Genomic DNA, 20,236 nt, shown 5'->3' on the forward strand with positions numbered 1-20,236 from the left:
GCTGATAAAAGGATGTGAATTAAATCACAATATACCTGCGATCAAAAGGTAAGAAGATAAAATTGACCGGATATGGACCGGAACTTGTAAGGACCTAGAATGGCTTACAAGACCATTATTAAATTTTAGAATAGTAAGAAGTAACCATTATTTAATTCAATAAAAAGCTCTGTCATGAAAAAACTTTTTTTTATTATCCTAATCCCTCTGATATTATCTTGTCAGGACAAACAATCTAAAAATCCCCCTATCACTAATTCCAATCCGGTCAATGTCACTGAGAAAAACCTTTTGTCGTCCTATGAAAAGTATGTGAGGCATTTTCCCAAAGAGCCTATATACTATGTCTATGTGGATCATGAACAGTGTTTCTTTGATATCCTGGTCAATGACATTCCCGCCTTTCAATATTTTGAGGATGGCGGCATGATGTCTCCTGTCATTCTCAATAATTACATTGCGAGATCGGGAAAGCAAAAGATCACCTACAGGTTATATCCGCAGACAGAACGTGAAAGGGGAGAAGGATTCAAGGAACTGACGCCTTATACTCGTTTCAACCTTACGCTTTACTCCAGAGACAACGCAGATTCTGTCACCAGTTTTGATAAGCAGGTGAAGCTGGTCGAACACACCGATCTGAAGAAAGCTGACGGAAAAACATTTATAGCGGCAGGAAAGCCCTACTATGAGTACACCATTGAGTTTGATGCAACTGTGCCATACAATGATATTGCAAATTTGAGTAGTGCTCAGGACCTAAGGAAAATGGACAAGAAAGAACTTGAAAAAAAGACAGTTGAAGCTTATAACTATCTTAGGGACATTATCATCGATAAAAAGAAAGATGAATATTTTCCACTGGTCTTCAACAGTGACCTCAGATATGTCCAATCAAACTATTGCAGTAAAGCTGAGCTTAAAGAGACTGCAGCTGACGACCTCTTCTATTTTAATACCCCATCGTTTAAATTGGAGCCCATAGAAAACTACGCCATGAAAATATATGGGGACGGGAAGCTGGTCTGCCTTGAACATACATCCAATGATCTTAGATTGAAAGGTCGATCTTCACTATGGGGAAAATATGATGCGAAAGAAGGTGGTGTTAGGGTGAGATTCTTACGTATTTTACTATATATGCCAAACGATAAAGATACTTTTGAGGTATGGTGATACAGAATGACTTTTAATAAACTTATCACAAAAGAAAAAATGAAGCTTGAGATCTTTGAATACATCGAGATCTTGTACAATAAAAAAAACAGCAAAGTACCCTAACTTACAAAAAGATCGAGGAATTTAATAATCAAGACAATATCTATCAAAATGCAGCTTAACTTATATCAACACACTACATGATATGAAGTAGCTATGATTGACACCCGTCCTGAATAATTTGCAACTATATTCACCACTTAAATCATACCTGTCCTTGATAAATTGACATAGTTCTTTTTCTGATAATATGCTTGCTGTTGCCGGAAAAGTATTCATGGAATATTTTTTTTGGTTATAAATCTGTCAGAAATTGCCAGATGTCTATGCATGTGTTTTTTTTAGTAGTGAGCCTTGGAAGCATTCATTTTATCTTTTAAGTAGCTGCATTGCTTTCATGATCTTCTTGTCTTTCTTGGGATCTTCGAAGTTATCACCCTGCAACACTTCTATGTCAGGTTGAATATTACTTGTGTAAATTTTTAAATTCCGGTCGACAACATAATCGGTCGACAAATTGATCCCCGCATCCTTATTGATCCTGAAACCCTGCACGGCAGTCGTATAATCTGCTGTAGGTTCACCGACAATATAGGTGTTCTTTCTTCCGATCAGTGATATGGCCGTCATTTCCCCGGCGCTGGCCGTGTAACAGCTGGTGAGGATAACGATTGGAATATCTTTTTTAAGCGGAATTTTCAGTTGTGTTTTACTATCCAGTTCGATACCGTCAATAAGCATTTTACCGTCCTTGATTTCCCACTTTCCTGAAGATTCACCTTTCGAATTCCTGAAGCCTCCGAAAACAATATTGTCACTGCCGATGAATTCTTTTAAACCCAGTAGGATAGGGTACATATTGCCACCGATGTTGACTCTCAGGTCGATGATCCAGCCTTTGATCTTGGCTGAATTGACTTTGTTGATATGAGTTGTGATATCATTGGCAATACTGTCCACCTTCTTAAAGCCAAAGTCATCATTTCCCGGTATCCTGATGTAGGCTGTTTTTTTATCGATTAGCTGGCTTACCACGGTCTTTTCAGTTTTTAATTTGCTTTTCAAATAAGCTTTGGCAGAAGCTGCGTGCTTGTTCCATCCATAGGTCTTTCCTTTGTATTTCAAACCTCCGTGATGGTCGTTGAGCAGTTCGAAGACCTCGGTGTATAAAGGAACCAAATCAGAGACAAAGTTGAGGTCTTTAGCTTTATCATACAATTTGCTTTCGATCAATTCGACATTGGACGTATCGACCGCATTTGATCTGATGAGCTTAATGGACGTTTCTACAAATGATCTGATGCTGTCATTTTTTAAAGTTTGGGAAAATGAAAAAGTGTAAAAGAATATAAAAGTAATGAAAAGAAAAGATTTGATCATGGTCTTGGTAATGGTTACAAAGCAATAGTCCAAATATAAGGAATTACCTTTAACTGTGCATTTGTACAACTGTAATGGTACTTACTATTTACAGGCAGGTTTAGGATTATGGTGCTGATATACTACCAGATATAACTTTTATCTGAACATAAAGTTACTACTAGCTATAAACAATTTAGATTGGATTCAGGCATCTAGAATTCTAGTTTTTTGACCTAGTAAACTAAAATATATAGTTGGCAAATTGATTTAACCCAATTTAGGCTACTTGAAGCCTATCGAGGATAATTAATTTAATTCGATAAAAAACTTGAAACTTCTGTAAAACGATCATACTTTATTCCTAGCAAATAACAATATCTTTGTTAAGAATTTTTTTGAACGATTTTCGTCTATGTCAGAACAAGAAGTAACTTATCCCGTTTACTCTCCCGCATCAGTCATCGGACTTTTCAGCAATGCTCTGAAGCTGAATGCTACCGTCAATATCATCTATCTGAAAGGTAGGTATTCCTTTGGTGGGGGTAAAGTCTATGGTAATTATTTTTATGACCTTCTGTTCTCAGAGGGTGACCACGTTTCCATCGGGGTTCGCATCTCTTCTCTGCTCAGAAGTAAGATGATCAACAATGAACTTTATACACTTAGAGGGTTTATTGAAAAGAGCATCAAGAATTCGTCTATTGAACTCCGTTTCGTGGTGGACGAGATCATCCAGAAGGAAGAAAGGTCTATATCGGAAGAGGAATTGCATAGATATGAACTTATTCAGAAAAAACTCGAGCTTGGTTCGAAGGATCTTGAAACCCTGGTCAGAAATAAAATGCTCAAAAATGAAAAGGTAAGGGTTGCCAACATTTACGGGAACAACGCTATTGTTCAAAAGGATTTTGCGGAAGGGATGGATGTTTCAGGGCAATATTTTGAGATCGATGATCATAGTTGTAGTATTACCTCCTCAACGGCAATCATTTCCAAATTAAATGAAATCTCATCGATGGAGTATGATATAGTTGCTTTGGTAAGGGGAGGAGGCGACCGTCAGAGCATGGAGACTTTTAATAATATTCAGCTTTCTGAGTTGTTCATTGAACTTAATACATTAACTGTCACGGCAATCGGACATACGATCGATGAAACATTGCTTGATAAACTTGCGGATAAACGTTTTCATTTACCTCACGACTATGGTGCTGGATTACATGCCATAGCAGAAAAACTCTCTCACGAACGATCCAACTCAAGAGCTCTTTTAATTGATGAGGTCAAGAAAGATGTTTCAAAACAGTTTTCCGAGCAGGTCAAAACTTTAACCGAACAGTTGTCTAAAAGAAACGAAGAATTCCAAAAACTTCAGGAATCGTCCGTCAAACAGCTTCAGGATACGCAGAAGAATTTCGCCGAACAGGAGAGGCAACGTAAAGAAGAAATGGAAAGCTACAAAAAAGAAATGCATACTCTTAATGAAAGGAATATGCAGTCCGCCATCAATGAAAAAACGGCCTCTATGCAGGCACGGTTGGAAACCTTGAACCAGGATAATATCAGACTGAATCAAGAATTACAAAGCAGCAAGATTGATTATGTAAAGATCATATTTGCATTTATACTGGCTTTAGTCATCGGACTTGTTTTGGCAAAGTTACTTTGATCCTTCAATATTATTTTTTCCATAAGAATAGAGAAGCTATCTATATAGATAGCCGTCAAATTAATTTCCGATTTGTTATTTATTCTCGCATATCGTCAGACCTTTCGTAATAAAATCTCCATAGGAAATCTTTAGCCCGGCCCATTTCGGATCATCCAGCCAGATCTCTTCAATCTTGCTAATTGAGACGTCATTATGTGAGGCTCCTTTCGCAGCTCCGTTCAGGGCATAGACCTTTCCGTTACTCGTTCTGCCATAGATCTCTTTGTAACCGGAACAGTAGACTTCGATCTCATTGACGGAAAATGGCCATTCACCGATGTAATCCTGTTTGGTGAATTTAAGCGTGTTTTTTGTAGCAGGTGCACTACATGATAAAATTAATGATAAGATAGAAAGCAGGGCTAGATTTTTCATAGTTGAAATGTGGAGCTGTAAAAGTAAAAAAACTAATAGATCGTTATTTACGGGTTTCCGTAAAATGAAAGTATAAAGTTTTATAGATTTTTATTATCACTGAATAATCATAAACTGGAAAAACAGTATGTTCTTAGTTTTAGACCAGGTTTTCCTGGATTGTATTATCTGTCCATCGGTAGATTACTCTAAAAGGTTAACTTTGATAAACAATAATTTCCCATTTAATTTCAATTTTCCTTCAATATAAATTTTATTTAATTTGCATTAGAAGACTTTACGTCAAATACAAAAACGTAGTCTTTTGGAAATGCCGTAAACTTTGAATTATTTTCAAAAGTTTCACCATGCTTAAATTTAAATATGTCTCTAACCATGTAAATAATATCATCTTTAACCAGTGCCATTTCAAAATTGTCAGGTTCAGAAATTCCTTTGTCCTTTTCGGCGCCGGAAATTATAAATTGATTGTCGGATATTGCTTTTACTTCAACAAATTTCCATACATCTGATTCGTTTTTATATTCAATATCATAATGTAATTTATCATTTTTGTTAGGCGTAGTTGAATTTCCTGAGACCCATCTGACATTTTCAATTCCAAACTTGTTCACTAATGTGTTGTAAACCATTTCTTCTGCTGCTTTTCCTCTGCGTTTTTTTCCTCTGTCACCAAATGATGAATGAACCCAGCTTCCTTTCCCATTTCCGCTATAAGATGACGTTTGTAAGATTCTTCCATTTTTGCTAAGGGATGCATCAGTCAGCGTTCCGGTTATTTTTAAATCAGAATTGCAGGAGTTCATTTCCTCCTCATCTGAGCCAAACTGTTCTTTAAGATGGTCTTCTATTTGTTCACTATTATTTTCAAAATACAAAAGGCTGCGGATATTCTCTGCTAGGTCTGTTTCCTCAATCTGATATCTTTTCAGGATTTCTTCATAATTGTTTTTAATTTCTACATCAGAAGATTGTTCATTTAAGTCAATCTGAAATTTTTTTTGTATTTCTTCTTTTATAATTGAATTATAATCTACAGTTAATAGATATTTCGCTTTAAGGATTTTCTGTTCTAGCTTATTTATTGAATTCAAATTATAATCGTGTAAAACTGAAATGAATTTATCCTGTTTATCGGAATTATGATTAAAATTTGACCAAAGTAGCTGTTTGAAATTATAAGAGTTATTCTTTATACAAACTTCGAACTCTTTTTTATGCCAGTTAAAAAGTCCTGTCGGTAGGATTTGTTCAACGGATAGTTTTAATTGCTCACATAATAATTTAATGAGCTCATACGATTCTTTATTTCCAAAATTATCAAAATCCACTTTTGAATATTCATCAGGCATTCTCACGGCTATATTATCAAAGATTTTTTCTTTTAGTACCGCAGTTGTTTCAATTGGCTCAATAAGCTGCTGGTTTTGGTATTCAAATATTCTTTTCCAAAAATCAATTTCAATCCTTGAAACCCCCAGTAATCTATATGATTCCTCCAATTTTTCTGCTCCAATATCATGATTCGTTAAATGAATGGTGTCCTGAATATCGTTTTTGAAAATTTGCCTAAAATCATTTTTTAGATCATTAACTTTGAAAACGATACACATCATTTCCGCAAATGCATCGCAGAAAAGAGAATCCTTCTTAAGCCCGTCGATGTTTTGTATTGAACCTTCCTTGTAATAGAATGTATCTTTCGAATTGATAAATTCCTTCTCGTCAATTGTGCTCTCTTTGTCACCAAATTTAAAATGGCAATCGAGAACAATACTAATTTTACATTCCTTTATTTTCCTTGCTTCTTTCCGCTTAGTATCAATATCAACGACTTTCTTTTTAAGTTGCGGCGAATCTAATCTGTAGGAAAGTATAAATGGTTTAATACTTTCAAAAAAATTGTTCAATTCAGTATTACATAATGTATTCAGCTTTAATTTTTCTTCAATAATCTGAATTTTAAAATCTTTTAAACTTTTTACACCAAAATATTTTTCTACATTGTCTTCACCTACTCTTTTGGGGAGGTTCAAGAGTGGTAATGTATTTAATATTTTCTGAGGTAAAATTGAATTGTCGGAATAATACACTTCTGTGCGTGGTTTGTATTCTTCAACATCAGATGTTCGAGAGAAATACTGAATATCATCAGGCACCTCAAAGATCGATTCTTGTTTTACCAAGCTTTCCAGTGCCATTTTATATATACTCTGAGTTGCTTTACCTTTTTGAAGTTTGTCTTTTTTAGGAATTGATTTTAGAATTTCATAAACGCTTTCTGGCGCTATGTCATTAAAGGATTCTTTTGCGCCAAGCTTTATAAGAATAGATTTAACTTCAGTCTTATTAATTCCGTATTTTCCTAAAAACTCATAATCGATTTCAAAATCATCGTTTATGAGTTTGTTTAAATCTTCACTGCCATCTTCCAGAATATACTTAGTGAAAAGTGCAGAATTATAAAACTGATACCTTACATATGAAAAGCTTGTAGTAATGGCAGGTCGCCAAGTAACATATGACCAATTTATCTTTTCATCGTTGGCTTCAAGCAGTCTTCTGAGTAAATCATCCTTTAATACAAGTAGAATAATCTTATTAGCCGGTAGATTTTTAATCTCATGAAAATACTCAATTTTTGATACAGTTGCAGTTCTTTGTATTCTGCTCATATCAAAGTTATCAGGTTTGTCTGTTCCATTGGTAAAAACAAAATCCATATAATCTTGTTCTGGCCAATTGTAACTTAAATTTATTTGGGTTACTCTTGAATATTTATTTACGCCTATCCATAGAAAAAAACTCTCAATAGAATCATGATCATCATCAACCAGCTCCCAAAAATCTATTGCAGCTACATAATCTTCTTCTGTGAGCATGTCTGAATATATAACCTCTGTCAGCTCGCCGCTAGGATAAGATTTGCTGAGATATAATTCATCTGAATTACTAATTTGGTTTGCTTTGGAGACTAGCGGTACTGAAATTTTTAATTTTTCCTGTCGATTTTCGATATTCTTAAAATTGACATAAAGAGCCGATATCATTTCTTTGATACGGAGTATTTTATTATCAAGAGAATCGTTCGTCTTTAAGGTGTCTTTTGTACCCGTTATTATTCTATCTATAACGGCGTTGCTGTCATATGGTTGTAAGTTAACAACGGATTTTATACTTCTTTGTAGTTCCCTCGATTTTGGTTCTTTCTTATCAAATTCGCTTTCAAGTTTTGAAATTAATAAATCATACAATTCAGGGTTCATAAAGTCAACCTTTACAGGGTTGGGAATTTTAAATTCTTCACCTGAACGCATAACAGGTGTAAATGCTAAATCATCTTTTGAAATGAGTTTGTCTGATTCATTCACTAAAAGCGAAAAGAGTTCTTTGTCATCTTTAGGAAGAACTTTTGCAAGTTGTCTTATTAATTCTGCACGAAGTTCTAAACTTAATTTTCGTGAGGCAAGTGTATCAATTTCTTTTACGAGATAACAACGTTCATAAGTGTCATCTTCAAAAGTATTGGCTATTTGTCTATCTATTGGAATAATTAATTCAGGTAATACTTCTGGAAAGTTATCTTTGAAAAATCGGTTAAATTCATCACTGTAGTAGACTGCCTCATCTAATTTATTATATTGATTATTAATACATGGGTAAATACTTTCTGTGTTTTTTAAATTTTCCAGATCTTTATAAAATGTTTCTATTAGTTTTGAGTCGGAAGTATTAGATGATGTACTTATCAATTTTAATGGGCGCCAGTCGATATTTTGCTTGGTTAGATATAACGCGCAATCCTTCATTAACAGCACTAATTCTTTTATGATAAATTCGTTTCTTTTAGATTCATTTAGATGATTTCTGCTGCTGTTCAATTCAAAAGTCCCATGAATGATACACGGTAGTGAAATTGTAAGTTGAGTAGGAAAGAAATTAAATAATTTATTGTAATCATCCGATAAATCTTCCTTTATAGCTACTTTTAAGTTATAGAATTGTTTTTCATTTTTACTTATGTCTTGATGCTCCTCTGGCAGTACATTTTCTTTAGAAAATACTTTCCATTGCTTATCTTGAATGGTTACCTGCTCATAATTTTCAATTTTTTGCTTTGAACTTTTCAATTCCAGCGATTCTGAACCTTTTTGTACTTTAATTTTGTGAATATTATTGAGAAATAACAATATTTCTTCCCGTATTTCTAGTAACTGATTTTCAATATCAGACTCAAAGTCTTGACGGTATGTGATTTCGATAGATGTCGTCCAATCGCTTAAATTCTTGTTTTCCTTAATCTTGGGTATCGCTAATACCGGAAATGGAATTGTTTGGGGAGATAGGTTTCTTTCTAATCTTAGTAAGTTTTTATCCTTATCTGATAGTTTTAGCTGAGTATTAAAAACATTTTCAGCTATTTTTTCAGAAAAAGAAATTATACAACCATTGGTTTTAATATCTATTTTTTCAGCCCAGTTCAGTATCGAACGAAATCCCAAGCCTTTATTTCCGATATAACTAATTTTAGTTTTTGTGCTGAGATTTGCTAGCATCAATGATTTAATGCCTGCTGATTCAAATGGCTCGCCCTTATTGGATATTGTCAATTTCAAATTGTTTTTATCCCAGATAATTAATACCTCGTTAGAACCGGCATCATCAGCATTTTGAAGCAATTCTAATAATTGCCTTCCATTATATTCTTTAGTAAGTTCTAATTCACGGTTATAGTCAGCTATAAATCTGTCTGAATTGTTTAGATAAGTTTTTAAATTGCTTTTGATTATTGTTGTTATTTCGTCTTTAAAACTCATGTGAAATAGGGAAATTATTATTAATAGGATTTTCTTAAAGTTTTTTCAGAAACTTTAGTTTACTGGTTATTTATATCGTTTAAACACTCTATTATTAGATTGCTTTCGATATTTGTCGTTTTTACAAATTTATAATTTATTGCTTAGAATATCAGAATAAAATGTTCTTTAATCGTAATATAAACATCTATTGGTTTTCCCTCTGAAATGTGCAATATCTTATGCAATTTATAACTAGATCATATTTCAATGTTACTTGCAGGCTTATCCGATTTTCTGTAGCAAATCTATTCCGTTGTCCCTGCTGAAAAAAATCTTTTTGGGTATCCGTGACCGGAGATCCCGGAGCCTCCGCAAAAAGATTTCAGGCCTGCATCAATATTTCTTCTTATTGTTTTTTTGGAATTGATTCCGCTTTTCATTGGAACTGCCTGAATGTGTTGATCCGCATAGAAAAGTCAGAAACCTCACAAGATGCAAATGCAGTTCATTGAAATTTTGATCCTTATGATTACCCCTGGTATCAGTCCGTATGTCTGAAATGATGATAGAGCATTCTCATCAGATATCGTAAAAAGATTGGTAGATCAGATGATCCGATCCGTAAAATATAAAATACCCATTAGTAAAATGAATGATACGATCAGGTAAAATAGAAAGGTCAAGATTTCCTTCAAGCTGCAATCTACAGGTTTTTTAACAGCAGGTGCGGGAAAACAGGTCTCCGCCGCACACGGAGCAAATCAGATGAGATTCAATATTGTGAACGAAATTAAACTGAGCTATTCAAGAAAGGGAAATTGTGAAAGGTCGATATCGTCATCAGCGGATGCGGTGGAGGTTTTCAGGGCGCATTTTGATGCGGATGAAATGGATTACAGGGAATCTTTCTTTGCGCTGTATCTGAACCAGGCAAATAAGGTGCTGGGCATTAAGAAGATCTCCGTATGCGGGATCTCTTCCACACTGGTGGATGTACGGATCGTGATGCAGGCAGCCCTGCTTTGCAATGCTTCGGCAATCATTGTTGCTCACAATCATCCTTCCGGAAATCTGAAACCATCCTCCTGCGATATTAAAATGACGTCCCAGATCAAAGAGGCGGCAAAGATTCTCAATATTTCCCTGCTGGATCATGTGATCCTGACCTCAGATTCTCATTTTTCCTTTGCGGATGAGGGGTTAATGTAGATTCTAAAAAGCTGTCTTGAAATGTCAAGCAAAGCTCTCAGGCTTTTGCAACGCCATGAAATTATAAAACTTGGAAGTTTATTAAAACAGGGTTCTCTTAAGACAGCTTTTTGAAAGATTCATTTTACAATGTTGTTGAAATACACAAATCCTATCCGTTGAAGGAGGTATTAATCCATTGTAGGTGTTTCAAACAAGTTTGTACATCAATTTTAATTAAAGACTAAAGACAATAATAACAACTTATAACATCAACGTCATGAATAATACGATCAATAACACATCAATTTCAGAAGCCAATACCTTATTGGTACTTCACCACAGTAATAATTCCGTTGAAATGGTTCAGAATGTCAGTGAAAATGGACATCTTATCGATGTTAAGCCTAGTTATGACAGTGTCGATTCCATGATACGAATCGATTCATCAGCGGAGTCTTTTACCGAATTCTATACGGATTTTTATAGTCAGCTTAAAAATCCGGAAGCCTATTCATTTTTTAAGGTGACAGAATTTGAAGCCATTGAAACTGCGATAGGATTACAAGATTATATTGACAGTTCTTCATCTATTGACAGAGAAGATTTGAAACAGTATGAGGTTTCTATTGATGCAGTGGGTGTTTTGAGGAATAAAAAGAGTTTGAAGACCGATAGCTTGAATGGTATTTCTTATTCTAAGAGACCATCTGCTGAAGTAATTAACCCAAGATACCGTTATCAGATCGAAGATGTAGACTGGAATGCGGTAGCTAAGATTGGACTTGATCGGGAGATATTGGAAAAGTGTAATGTTTTGGATGAATTACTGAAAGGATTTAAGTCTTCGGTATTGGTTCCTGTACGATGTGATGACGGGGAAAAGGAAGGTACTGTTAATGCCAGATTACAGTTGAAATTAAATGACAGTGGGGAAGTGGTACTTCACGTTCACCAATCACAAAAAATGCCTGATTTCAGGAAGAAGTTTTTAGGACATAAGTTTTCAAAGCAGGATCGATTGAATCTTTTGAATATCGGAAATATGGGCAGGGTGGTGGCTCTTGTGAATCCTGTGACGGGTGAGGTTATTCCGTCATTGATTAGCAGGGATAAGCTGACCAACGAACTGTTTTCTTTGCCCATCAATTTTGTCAGAGTTCCTAAGGTGGTCTGTGGCGTGATTTTGAGTTCGGAACAGAAGGAGGCTCTTCGTTCGGGAAAACCATTGTTTGTAGAAAATTTAGTGTCTAAACATAACAGGCTTTTTAATGCGACTGTTCAATTCAATGCTGAAAGACAGTGGTTGGAATTTTTCTTTAACCGGAAATTTAAAGAAGATGGTATTGAGTGGTGTGTTCCTGCAACTTTCAGAGGTATTACGCTTAGAAGATGGCAGCTCGAGAAACTAAAGGCAGGAGAGACGGCTTATATCAGGGGGCTTACAAGTAAGAAAGGAAAGACGTATCAGGGGTATATTTTGTTTGATAAGGAGGTTGGGAGAATTGTGTTTTCTTTTAAGAGAACGATTATGTAATATTTTTTAAGGTTTTAATGATCTTGAATATTAAATTAAAAACCTGCAAAGATTAGAGCTTTGCAGGTTTCTTAGTTTTTCTGGAAAAAGTTACGGCAAAAATGCAATTCCTCTCGCTGGTCGGAATCGCATTTTTGCATTGTTTTGAGCAACCCTATTTCAAAAACACTTCCTGATTTAGGCTTGGCTATGGTTTTGAAAAAAGTTGCGAAATAGTTCAAAATTTAAAATAACATACATAAGCAATTTTACTTTATATTACATAGGCAAACAAAAGCCGAAGAGAATTCTTCGGCTATGTAGAAGTGAAATCAAAATTTTACAATCGGAAGAATTTGTAGATTTTCTGCCAAATTGTAGATTTTTGACTTTCTTGAATAATTGGCTTTTCTTTTGGAATATCCGACATTTCATAATATTTGGCCTTACGTCCTAAATCATTTTCTCTGCCTAGACGGATTTCCTTTTCTGTCCAATGACCAGCAAACTCAATGTTATTGTTCCTTATCCAATAATGGGACTGACATTCAAAATTCCAATTGCCTATAGATGGATAAAGCGTAATTGATTTACCATTATATGTCAACCTCCAATCTGTCGGAGACAATGGAGTCACCACTTCATTTCCGCAACCACATACACATTTATGTATTGCAGTACAGTATTCGATTGATACGTATAAAACACCTTCTTCAACCTTATCGGGAATGAACTCAACGAATTTATGCTGTAAAAACATCTTCATTAAAAATTTTAGATGTGCTTATAGCATATGAGCTATGATGCTCATTTTCCAAATCAACATAAATTCCAGATAGCTTCTTCCATTTCAGGATAGCAAAAATTGCATTTAGTGCATTCAATTCCGCAATTTGAATATTTGTAGCATAATCATTATTATCGGAATCATCTGAAAAAATTCTAAGAGATAAATGGTCGTTTTTGTAACGGGTGGCAGAAGTAACTCTTACAGCACCCGTAAGCTTGTCATCAACGACATTCACACCTAAACCGACATCAGAAAACGGAATACCTACATTGGCAAGATAATCTGTTATCATCTTCCTAATAGCATTTTTATCAACACATATAAATACATAATCCATTTTATCTAGCTCTAGCAGATTCTCTTTCTTCACATAGTAGTCATGGACATGAATGAATTTATGCATTTTTGAATATAGCTGTTTATAATATATAGTCTTTCTCGGATTTTCATGAAGGTCACTCATTGATGCTGCACCAGGCGAACGGAATGCATTGTGTTGGTCAAAGCTGTCTCCATCAAAAATATGGATTTCTTTTACCGGTGTTTTAGCAACCATATCCAAGATGTATGCTCCAGTTCCTCCTAAACCAACAATTGCAATTTTCTGTCCTTCCAGTTTTGCATTGATTGCTTCTATGTTAGCTCGACTCGAATTGGTATCAATGTACTGGAAAACTGTTTCATTAGCACTATCTGCTATAACCTTAAAAGTCTTTTCCGTTACTAACGCATCCAGATATTTGGCTGGCGCCGAAATGATGTCCGCATACCTTTTCACCTTTTCATAGTAGTTCGAATATCCTTCAGCAGGCTTATTTGAAAAAGATCTGTTTACCGTAATCTGATGGTTCAGTACAGAATTCGCATTAATATGTTGAATGGCTGTGATAATTACACCATCAGTATCGCATGGATTATCCCCGATAAAATGTATAACATGATTATCTGGAATGGTTGTCCGGTTACTACTGCTTAGCGTAAGTGTACTTACCAGTACACCATATTGTATCTGTCTGTTTTGATCGACAAAGGGTATGTGGTGGATAAGTAAATATCCACCAAGTACCTCGATCTCATAACCTTCGTCCCTTAGACGTTTAAGGTCGGGACTATGATTTATCAGTTGCTGTGACATCGAAGATCATTTTATTTTTAACACGAACAATCGAACCCTTAACCATAGTTCCTTCTGTTTTAGGTTCCCAACCTCTGCTGTAAGTTACCGTATAACCTTTGTTTGGGTTACTATCATATGATCCAAAGGCTAAAACAACCAATTGCTCAAAAGAAATGCTTATTTCTTTCCATACATGTGGACGAGCATTTACAATAATGGTTACTTCAGTTGGTCTTGGCTTAGAAAAGAATTTCTCTTTACCCGGACGGGCTAAATCGACCACTTCATCATCTAATATTTGATCGTCTTGCCAGCCTTCCTTTATGTCAAGGAAGATATCATCCTCGGGAGGTATGCTGCCTAATTCTCTGATTTGAATACCTCTGATGTATTGCTTATACCAGGTAAAAGGCTTGTTGTTAATGAAAAATTCAAGCTTTCTCTTTACGAAGAAATATTCCGTTTCAGGTCGAGCCAGATTTACTTGTTTTTCATTTTCAATGAGCTCATCCTGATAAGGTTTACTAATTGACAAAAACAACTCGGTATCCAAAGGTATACCTGCAAGTTGTTTTAATTCTGCCCCTGTTTTGTATTGGTCAAAAGTTTCATACTCTTTGCCATCTATTACAAAATTCAGAGGTACTTCTGGAGTATGGGGATGTGAATCCCCTTGATGATTATATATTTTCATCGGAAATTAAATTTTAGTATTAATTATTGAATAATTGCTTATTGCCTATCTTTTCAGCAATAAATAGGGTTTGCCCTATGATAGTTATGAATTGAGATGCAATTAAAATTTTATTTAATTAATACCAGGCTCCACAAACTAATTAGTAGTAGTTGCAGATTTAAAATCACAAAAAGCTTGTTTATTCCAAATAAAGGAGGTAGTTTTGAAGTGCAAAAAACATTCTACCGATAGCCTTGCAAGGGCTATTTTTTCCTTTAAGGAATCAAGCCAGGTGGTTTTCGCCTGGTTTTTTATTTCTTTTTTCTTTATTTAATATAATTTTTTTCAATTTTCAAGCAAATTATACTCTTGGTACAACTCGAGCTGCTGTTTTTATATCAACTGCTCTGACACCTAATGACTGCAGCATCTGTCTCATATCATTGAAAACAGGTTTTTGTTTAGTTGGATCTGAAATACTCAATATTGCGGTAAATGGGACGCCTTCCCGAGGAATTGTTACACCATCGCGCGCTAAATATTCTACATCTAACTTCCATTCTGTTGTCGGTCCGACACCCCGCGGGAATGTCTTCTCGTAAACCTTAACAGGACTCCATTTAAAGGAATGCTCTATAAGATCCTTCTCATACAAACTTCCTTCGCCTTCCTCGGGAGTATAGATGGCATTTAGACGACCAAGGTATCTTCCGTCTTTTTGCATCTGTCTTAACGCGGCATCTATATTAATTCGAACAAACTCAGAACCATAATTATAGTCGAGCTGTGGTGTACTTACAATCGTAAGCTTGGCATGTCCAATGCATTTGCCATTCTGCACAAGACTAGGTGGCCAAGAAAACTTAAAGCTCATTTTATGTCCACTTACTGCTCTGTTTGCAAAAACCAGTGTGATTGCTGACGGGTCTCCATTTAATATCTCGTTAGAACCATTTGGAATGCCAAAACCTACCAGATCTTTTGTAACATTCCTCAAATTTTTCTCGTTCATGGATTCAGGTAGCATCGCATGGTGAATACTTAAGGCGATAAGGGTTTCTCTGGAAACCGTACCTTCAATGCTGTGATCCAGACTTGCTAAGGTTTTTGCTACATTAGGAGCTGCATAACTAGTTCCGCAACCGTCCACAATCGAACCGCTTGGGTCTAGCGAGAGCAACCCATGACCTAAAACAGAATGTTTTGTTCCGGAACCTCCGACGTGGGCAAGGTCAGGTTTGAGCCCTGTTCTCAATCCTGGTCCGCGACAACTATAATTACTTAGTGCATATGGTACAACATTGTCGAGGTGTGGTGGATTTAATGCTGCCACGCTTAAATTCCTACAGCTTTCTGCGGGTTTTTTCATAGCGTCATTTCTAGAAGAAGCCAATGTTTTCAATGCCTCAAAGTGATCATTAGGCCATTCTTTCCGCATATCCCTAGGGTGAGTATTGCCTGCGGAAATAACGAAAATCACATCGTTTTCCTCTGCAATCCTATCCAGTATCTGTGCAGGGAAACTATAGCCGGCTGTTGAGACATGCTCTTCTATATTTAAACTGAAATTAAATATTCTTACACCTGTTCTTGCCTTCAGATCCTGTACCGCATTTTCTAATTCGTCAAAGAATTCCATTGCTCTTGAAAAATAGGTGTCATATCGATCTGGTTTCGGTAATATATCAAGATCTATAATCCTGCATCCATCAATCTCTCTACAAATAGCACTTCCATTTAATGTTTGGCCGGCTATTGCAAGACCGGCAATGAAAGTCCCATGATTTTCATCCTTGTCAATTGGGTTTATTAGACCCCATCGTTCTTCAATCCAATCTCCATATACATCAGATACTCCACCATCAACAATACAAATCTTAGGGTACACTTCATCCTCGTAGAATTCTGGAACAGGAAAATGCTCACCTTTTTCCCAAGGCTCTATTGACTGACTTTGTTTCACAATCGGCGGTAAAATAATCTTTTTTACCAACGGATGATTTCCGAGGAATGTCAATAGAGTATTGTGCTTTTCTAAACTTAGATCAATTTCGTTTTTTTCATCTGCTTTATTGTACGAAGAGCTTGGAGAAATTAGTTGGATTACATTTGGTAAATCACTTTTCTCCAGTTTCACTCCGTAAACCGCAGAGTTATCACCTGTAGTAATTTTGGTGAACACAAGTCCTTTTAAAATATTCCTTAGTCCAAATACAAAAGATTGAAATAGATCAAACTTGTAAGGCTGTAATAAATCCCAGTCTTTTCTTAAAGGAATAGATTCAAATAATTCGATGATATAAGAACCGCCGGTTTGAGGATCAGAAAGCCATTCTACAGCATCTTTTGCTGAAAAGTTTCTTTTATCGCTGGCTGTATAGGGGAGGATTTCCTGAATAGCTCCAACTTCACTTCTTAGCCTTGTTGGATTTGGTTCATTCTTTCCTGTTTTTATATTTTCTTTGTATCTAGTTTCGGGTTCCGCCTGACCAACATAAAATTTTATTGAATCAATTACTTCCGGATTCAATTCTACAAACAGTTCACCTAAATCACCTGCTCCTATAACTGGGGCAACATCCTTTTTGAATAATTTTGCAGTAGGACGGTGGCTTTTTGCTAAGGCAGCCTGTTTCAAATTAACTTTTGCATACGAAACCTTGGCAAAGCTGCTGACCATTTGCATGTTTTTGATTTCATTAAGCTGATCTTGAAGGTTTTGACGATGTTCTATAAATGCGGCATCGCTTCCCGCAAAGAAATCTTTAGCGGGACCACCTCCGATATTTTCCAGTGCTTCAATAAAGTCGCTGGAGTTTAAAACTATTTGAACAGGACTATTTGCCATAACTTAAATTTTTTCGGGGTCTTTATGTTTTGATAATTGCTTGCTTAGATTAGAGGCTGTCATACCGAATAGCGGAGCAATGTCCTTTTGTTTAAAGGAGTAAATCTTATCAGTTAGTAACATATTTATAAATTGATCATCACTATGCATCATAACATTTCTTTTTGCCGTTTCCACTCTGCCGGAATTTAATAAAGTAAATTGTTTCATCATTTCAACGAAGCTATTGTCTTTGTTTAGAACGAAAGATCTTTTTATCCATTTCGCAAGCATTTGAGCATCCGCACCAGAAGATCCTTCCAGACACCATGCTAAGAACTTAATTTCATTGTCATTAAACTGTAATGGAGCAACGAATTTCTTTAATAAATGAATCATAACTTCAGGATTAGGTTTAGGTATTTCTACTTGAACGTCAAACCTTCTCCAAATCGCAGGATCCAATAGACTTTCATGGTTGGTAATACCAATAGTAAATCCTTTTCCTCTTCTTGTATCTAAGCTTTGTAAAAGTGTGTTAACTACTCTTTTTACTTCACCGACCTCCTGTGGATCATTACGTAATTTTGCTATTGCATCAAACTCATCAAGTAATAAAACGCAATTATACCGATTTGCAAATGTGAATAAATTGCCAATGTTTCGTGATGTTGTTCCTAAGTATGACGACATTAATCCTTCTAATCTGGCTAAAACTACGGGTAATCCAATTTGTTTGGCAATCCACTTCGCTAAATGTGTTTTGCCGGTTCCCGGAGCTCCATAAATTAAGCATGAACTCGCAGGGTAAGCATCAATTTCAACTAATTGATCAAATTTATTCCATTCGTCAACTACAGATTGTATAGCTAGTTGTATATTTTTATCAAATAATGGTTCCTCTATTGGAAGTTCATCCGCGAAAAAAATCTCAGCTAAAGGGGTAGACGTTTCTTTATCAACTGGAATTGTAGTTTTCTTTGTTATTTCTTCTCCGGTGCTAACAATAAAAGATTTTTGCATTTTACTTGGCGACATCTCACTACTTGCCTGTGAAGAGGACAAAATTCCCTCTAAAGATTTAGCTTCCTTGCTGTATCCGTCTTTTTCGAAACTCTCCTGTAATCTTTTGATTTGATGTAGGACTGCATCGTTTGGTGTAGCTAAAGAAGATCGGCAAAGAGCCTGGATTATGCTAAAATATTTAATCATTGTAATTCTTTCATTATATCTATTGACAAATATAGTTATTTAATTTCCATAAATGCAAATAAAATTTCCATAATTTGAAATTAATTTCCAAAATGATATCTTAAAATTCCATTTTGATTAAATGTTAACCTGTTGAATCTTTGGTGTATACTCCTTTTTACTTTAAGATTTTAATTATTTTACCCTTTGCAAATAGTACAAACGTCTTTATAATTTCCTAATCACTTCTTGATTCTTTCGAATAAATTTTTCTTGATAGTGAAGAGGGGGCTTTACCCTGAAAATAAAAAATATCATATTATTGAGATTTTCAACTTTATATTGTGCCGTATTTAAGATGAATATTTTACTTTTTATTCATCTCCTCAACAACACTTTTATATCGAGGTTTATCTAAAAAAGGATAGATCTTCTTTCCATCAATTATTTCACCTTTAAAAATTTGATATAGAGAGTTTATTTCGTCCGATGTATCCTTCTTCTTGGTTTTTTTTATATCAAATAAGTTACATAGTGAGCTAACAAATAGTTTTAAGTTACCTACTTCAAAATCTTCAATCCACTTATTGTCCTTCAATTTTAGAAATAATTCACAAAGCTGCTGCTGATTTCCATTCCATATTATTTTATTTTGAAACTCCTGTAAAACACTAATTTTATTCTCAAAAATTACATCAGTTAGTTTTACATTTAAAATTGCAACTCTTTGTTCTAAATATTCAATTAATAAAACTATTAACTGATCATTTATTTTCTTAGGCAATTGTATTGCCCAGAAAAAATCTATCTGAATGTTTTGGTTTGAAAGTGTTGATTTGTAATGTTTTATTAGATTTAATAATATGATTTGTTCATCATCTATACCAAGAAAGAAAGGAAATTTTTTAGCATTATTTATAAACTTATCAAAGTGAAAGACCAGTTTATTGAAAAATTCGTCAATAAAACATTCGACGGTTTCTAAACAGTTTTTAGGATCAAAAGATTTTCTCCTTTCAAGAAAACCATTAATCTGAAAGTCAAATAGTTTGTTTTTATCTTCGTGCTCATCAAATGAAGCGCCACCATCCAAAGTTTCTAAAGCATTTATAGAAATACCAATAAATTCATTTTTAGGAATTATTCTATATGGGAATTCATAGAAAATAGAGCGGTAGACATTATACATTTCTTCTCTGGTAAAGCTTCTAAATAAAAATTTTTCTGCAATTATAGCATCATCCATTTCATTTTCTATTTGCTGAATAATAGGATAAGTTTTTTGTGTAAAGTAAATATTATCTGTAATCATAATTTTTTCTTGCAATTTTGAGAATTTATTTTGCCTCAAGCAATTACTTTTTAATTACGGTAAATTATTTTAAAGGTAATCTACAGATATTAGCCTAGTTGGACTATGGTTTCTGTAATATCAAAAATTGCAAAACTTACAAATACGCACGCAA

At 34.9% G+C, this 20,236-nt stretch carries 13 protein-coding genes; 4 read left to right on the forward strand and 9 right to left on the reverse strand.

Going from position 1 to position 20,236, the window contains the following annotated elements:
- Positions 1–174: 174 nt before the first annotated feature.
- A complete protein-coding gene (locus tag AC59HC_RS05835; RefSeq protein WP_496558180.1) occupies positions 175–1,176 on the forward strand; it encodes a hypothetical protein in 1,002 nt (333 codons plus the stop codon).
- A gap of 411 nt (positions 1,177–1,587) precedes the next feature.
- Here the strand turns inward: AC59HC_RS05835 and AC59HC_RS05840 are convergent, their stop codons facing one another.
- Positions 1,588–2,598: a S41 family peptidase gene (locus AC59HC_RS05840; protein ID WP_496558181.1), complete on the reverse strand. Its 1,011-nt coding sequence runs from the start codon at positions 2,596–2,598 to the stop codon at positions 1,588–1,590.
- Positions 2,599–2,992: 394 nt separating this feature from the next.
- Between AC59HC_RS05840 and AC59HC_RS05845 the strand changes: the two genes are divergently transcribed.
- Complete coding sequence (locus tag AC59HC_RS05845; protein ID WP_496558182.1) at positions 2,993–4,249, forward strand: exodeoxyribonuclease VII large subunit; 1,257 nt, start codon at positions 2,993–2,995, stop codon at positions 4,247–4,249.
- Positions 4,250–4,324: 75 nt separating this feature from the next.
- Here AC59HC_RS05845 and AC59HC_RS05850 read toward each other — a convergent pair whose 3' ends face one another.
- Both AC59HC_RS05850 and AC59HC_RS05855 read right to left on the reverse strand, forming a co-directional pair.
- A complete protein-coding gene (locus AC59HC_RS05850) occupies positions 4,325–4,666 on the reverse strand; it encodes a DUF2511 domain-containing protein (RefSeq protein ID WP_496558183.1) in 342 nt (113 codons plus the stop codon).
- 257 nt (positions 4,667–4,923) lie between these two features.
- Entirely contained in the window at positions 4,924–9,483 is a 4,560-nt protein-coding gene (locus AC59HC_RS05855) for a sacsin N-terminal ATP-binding-like domain-containing protein (RefSeq protein WP_496558184.1), read from the reverse strand.
- Between the two features lie 747 nt (positions 9,484–10,230).
- Between AC59HC_RS05855 and AC59HC_RS05860 the strand changes: the two genes are divergently transcribed.
- Entirely contained in the window at positions 10,231–10,674 is a 444-nt protein-coding gene (locus AC59HC_RS05860) for a JAB domain-containing protein (RefSeq protein ID WP_496558185.1), read from the forward strand.
- A 259-nt stretch (positions 10,675–10,933) separates the two neighbouring features.
- Entirely contained in the window at positions 10,934–12,190 is a 1,257-nt protein-coding gene (locus AC59HC_RS05865) for a DUF3945 domain-containing protein (protein ID WP_496558186.1), read from the forward strand.
- 319 nt (positions 12,191–12,509) lie between these two features.
- On the opposite strand, the gene AC59HC_RS05870 is transcribed toward AC59HC_RS05865, so the two are convergent.
- The 6 genes from AC59HC_RS05870 to AC59HC_RS05895 form a co-directional block, all read right to left on the reverse strand.
- A complete protein-coding gene (locus AC59HC_RS05870) occupies positions 12,510–12,935 on the reverse strand; it encodes a ubiquitination-like system serine protease family protein (RefSeq protein ID WP_496558187.1) in 426 nt (141 codons plus the stop codon).
- Positions 12,913–14,094: a ThiF family adenylyltransferase gene (locus AC59HC_RS05875; protein ID WP_496558188.1), complete on the reverse strand. Its 1,182-nt coding sequence runs from the start codon at positions 14,092–14,094 to the stop codon at positions 12,913–12,915. Before AC59HC_RS05875 ends, AC59HC_RS05870 begins: the two co-directional genes overlap by 23 nt.
- Complete coding sequence (locus AC59HC_RS05880) at positions 14,069–14,770, reverse strand: multiubiquitin domain-containing protein (RefSeq protein ID WP_496558189.1); 702 nt, start codon at positions 14,768–14,770, stop codon at positions 14,069–14,071. The genes AC59HC_RS05875 and AC59HC_RS05880 overlap by 26 nt, the downstream gene beginning before the upstream one ends.
- Before the next feature lie 343 nt (positions 14,771–15,113).
- Positions 15,114–17,600 (reverse strand): S8 family peptidase, encoded by a 2,487-nt coding sequence (locus AC59HC_RS05885; protein ID WP_496558190.1) that lies wholly within the window; start codon positions 17,598–17,600, stop codon positions 15,114–15,116.
- A 3-nt stretch (positions 17,601–17,603) separates the two neighbouring features.
- A complete protein-coding gene (locus AC59HC_RS05890) occupies positions 17,604–18,791 on the reverse strand; it encodes an AAA family ATPase (protein WP_496558191.1) in 1,188 nt (395 codons plus the stop codon).
- Between the two features lie 346 nt (positions 18,792–19,137).
- A complete protein-coding gene (locus AC59HC_RS05895) occupies positions 19,138–20,082 on the reverse strand; it encodes a hypothetical protein (RefSeq protein ID WP_496558192.1) in 945 nt (314 codons plus the stop codon).
- Positions 20,083–20,236 lie beyond the last annotated feature (154 nt).

Source organism: Chryseobacterium sp. DZ-32 (genome assembly GCF_059587025.1).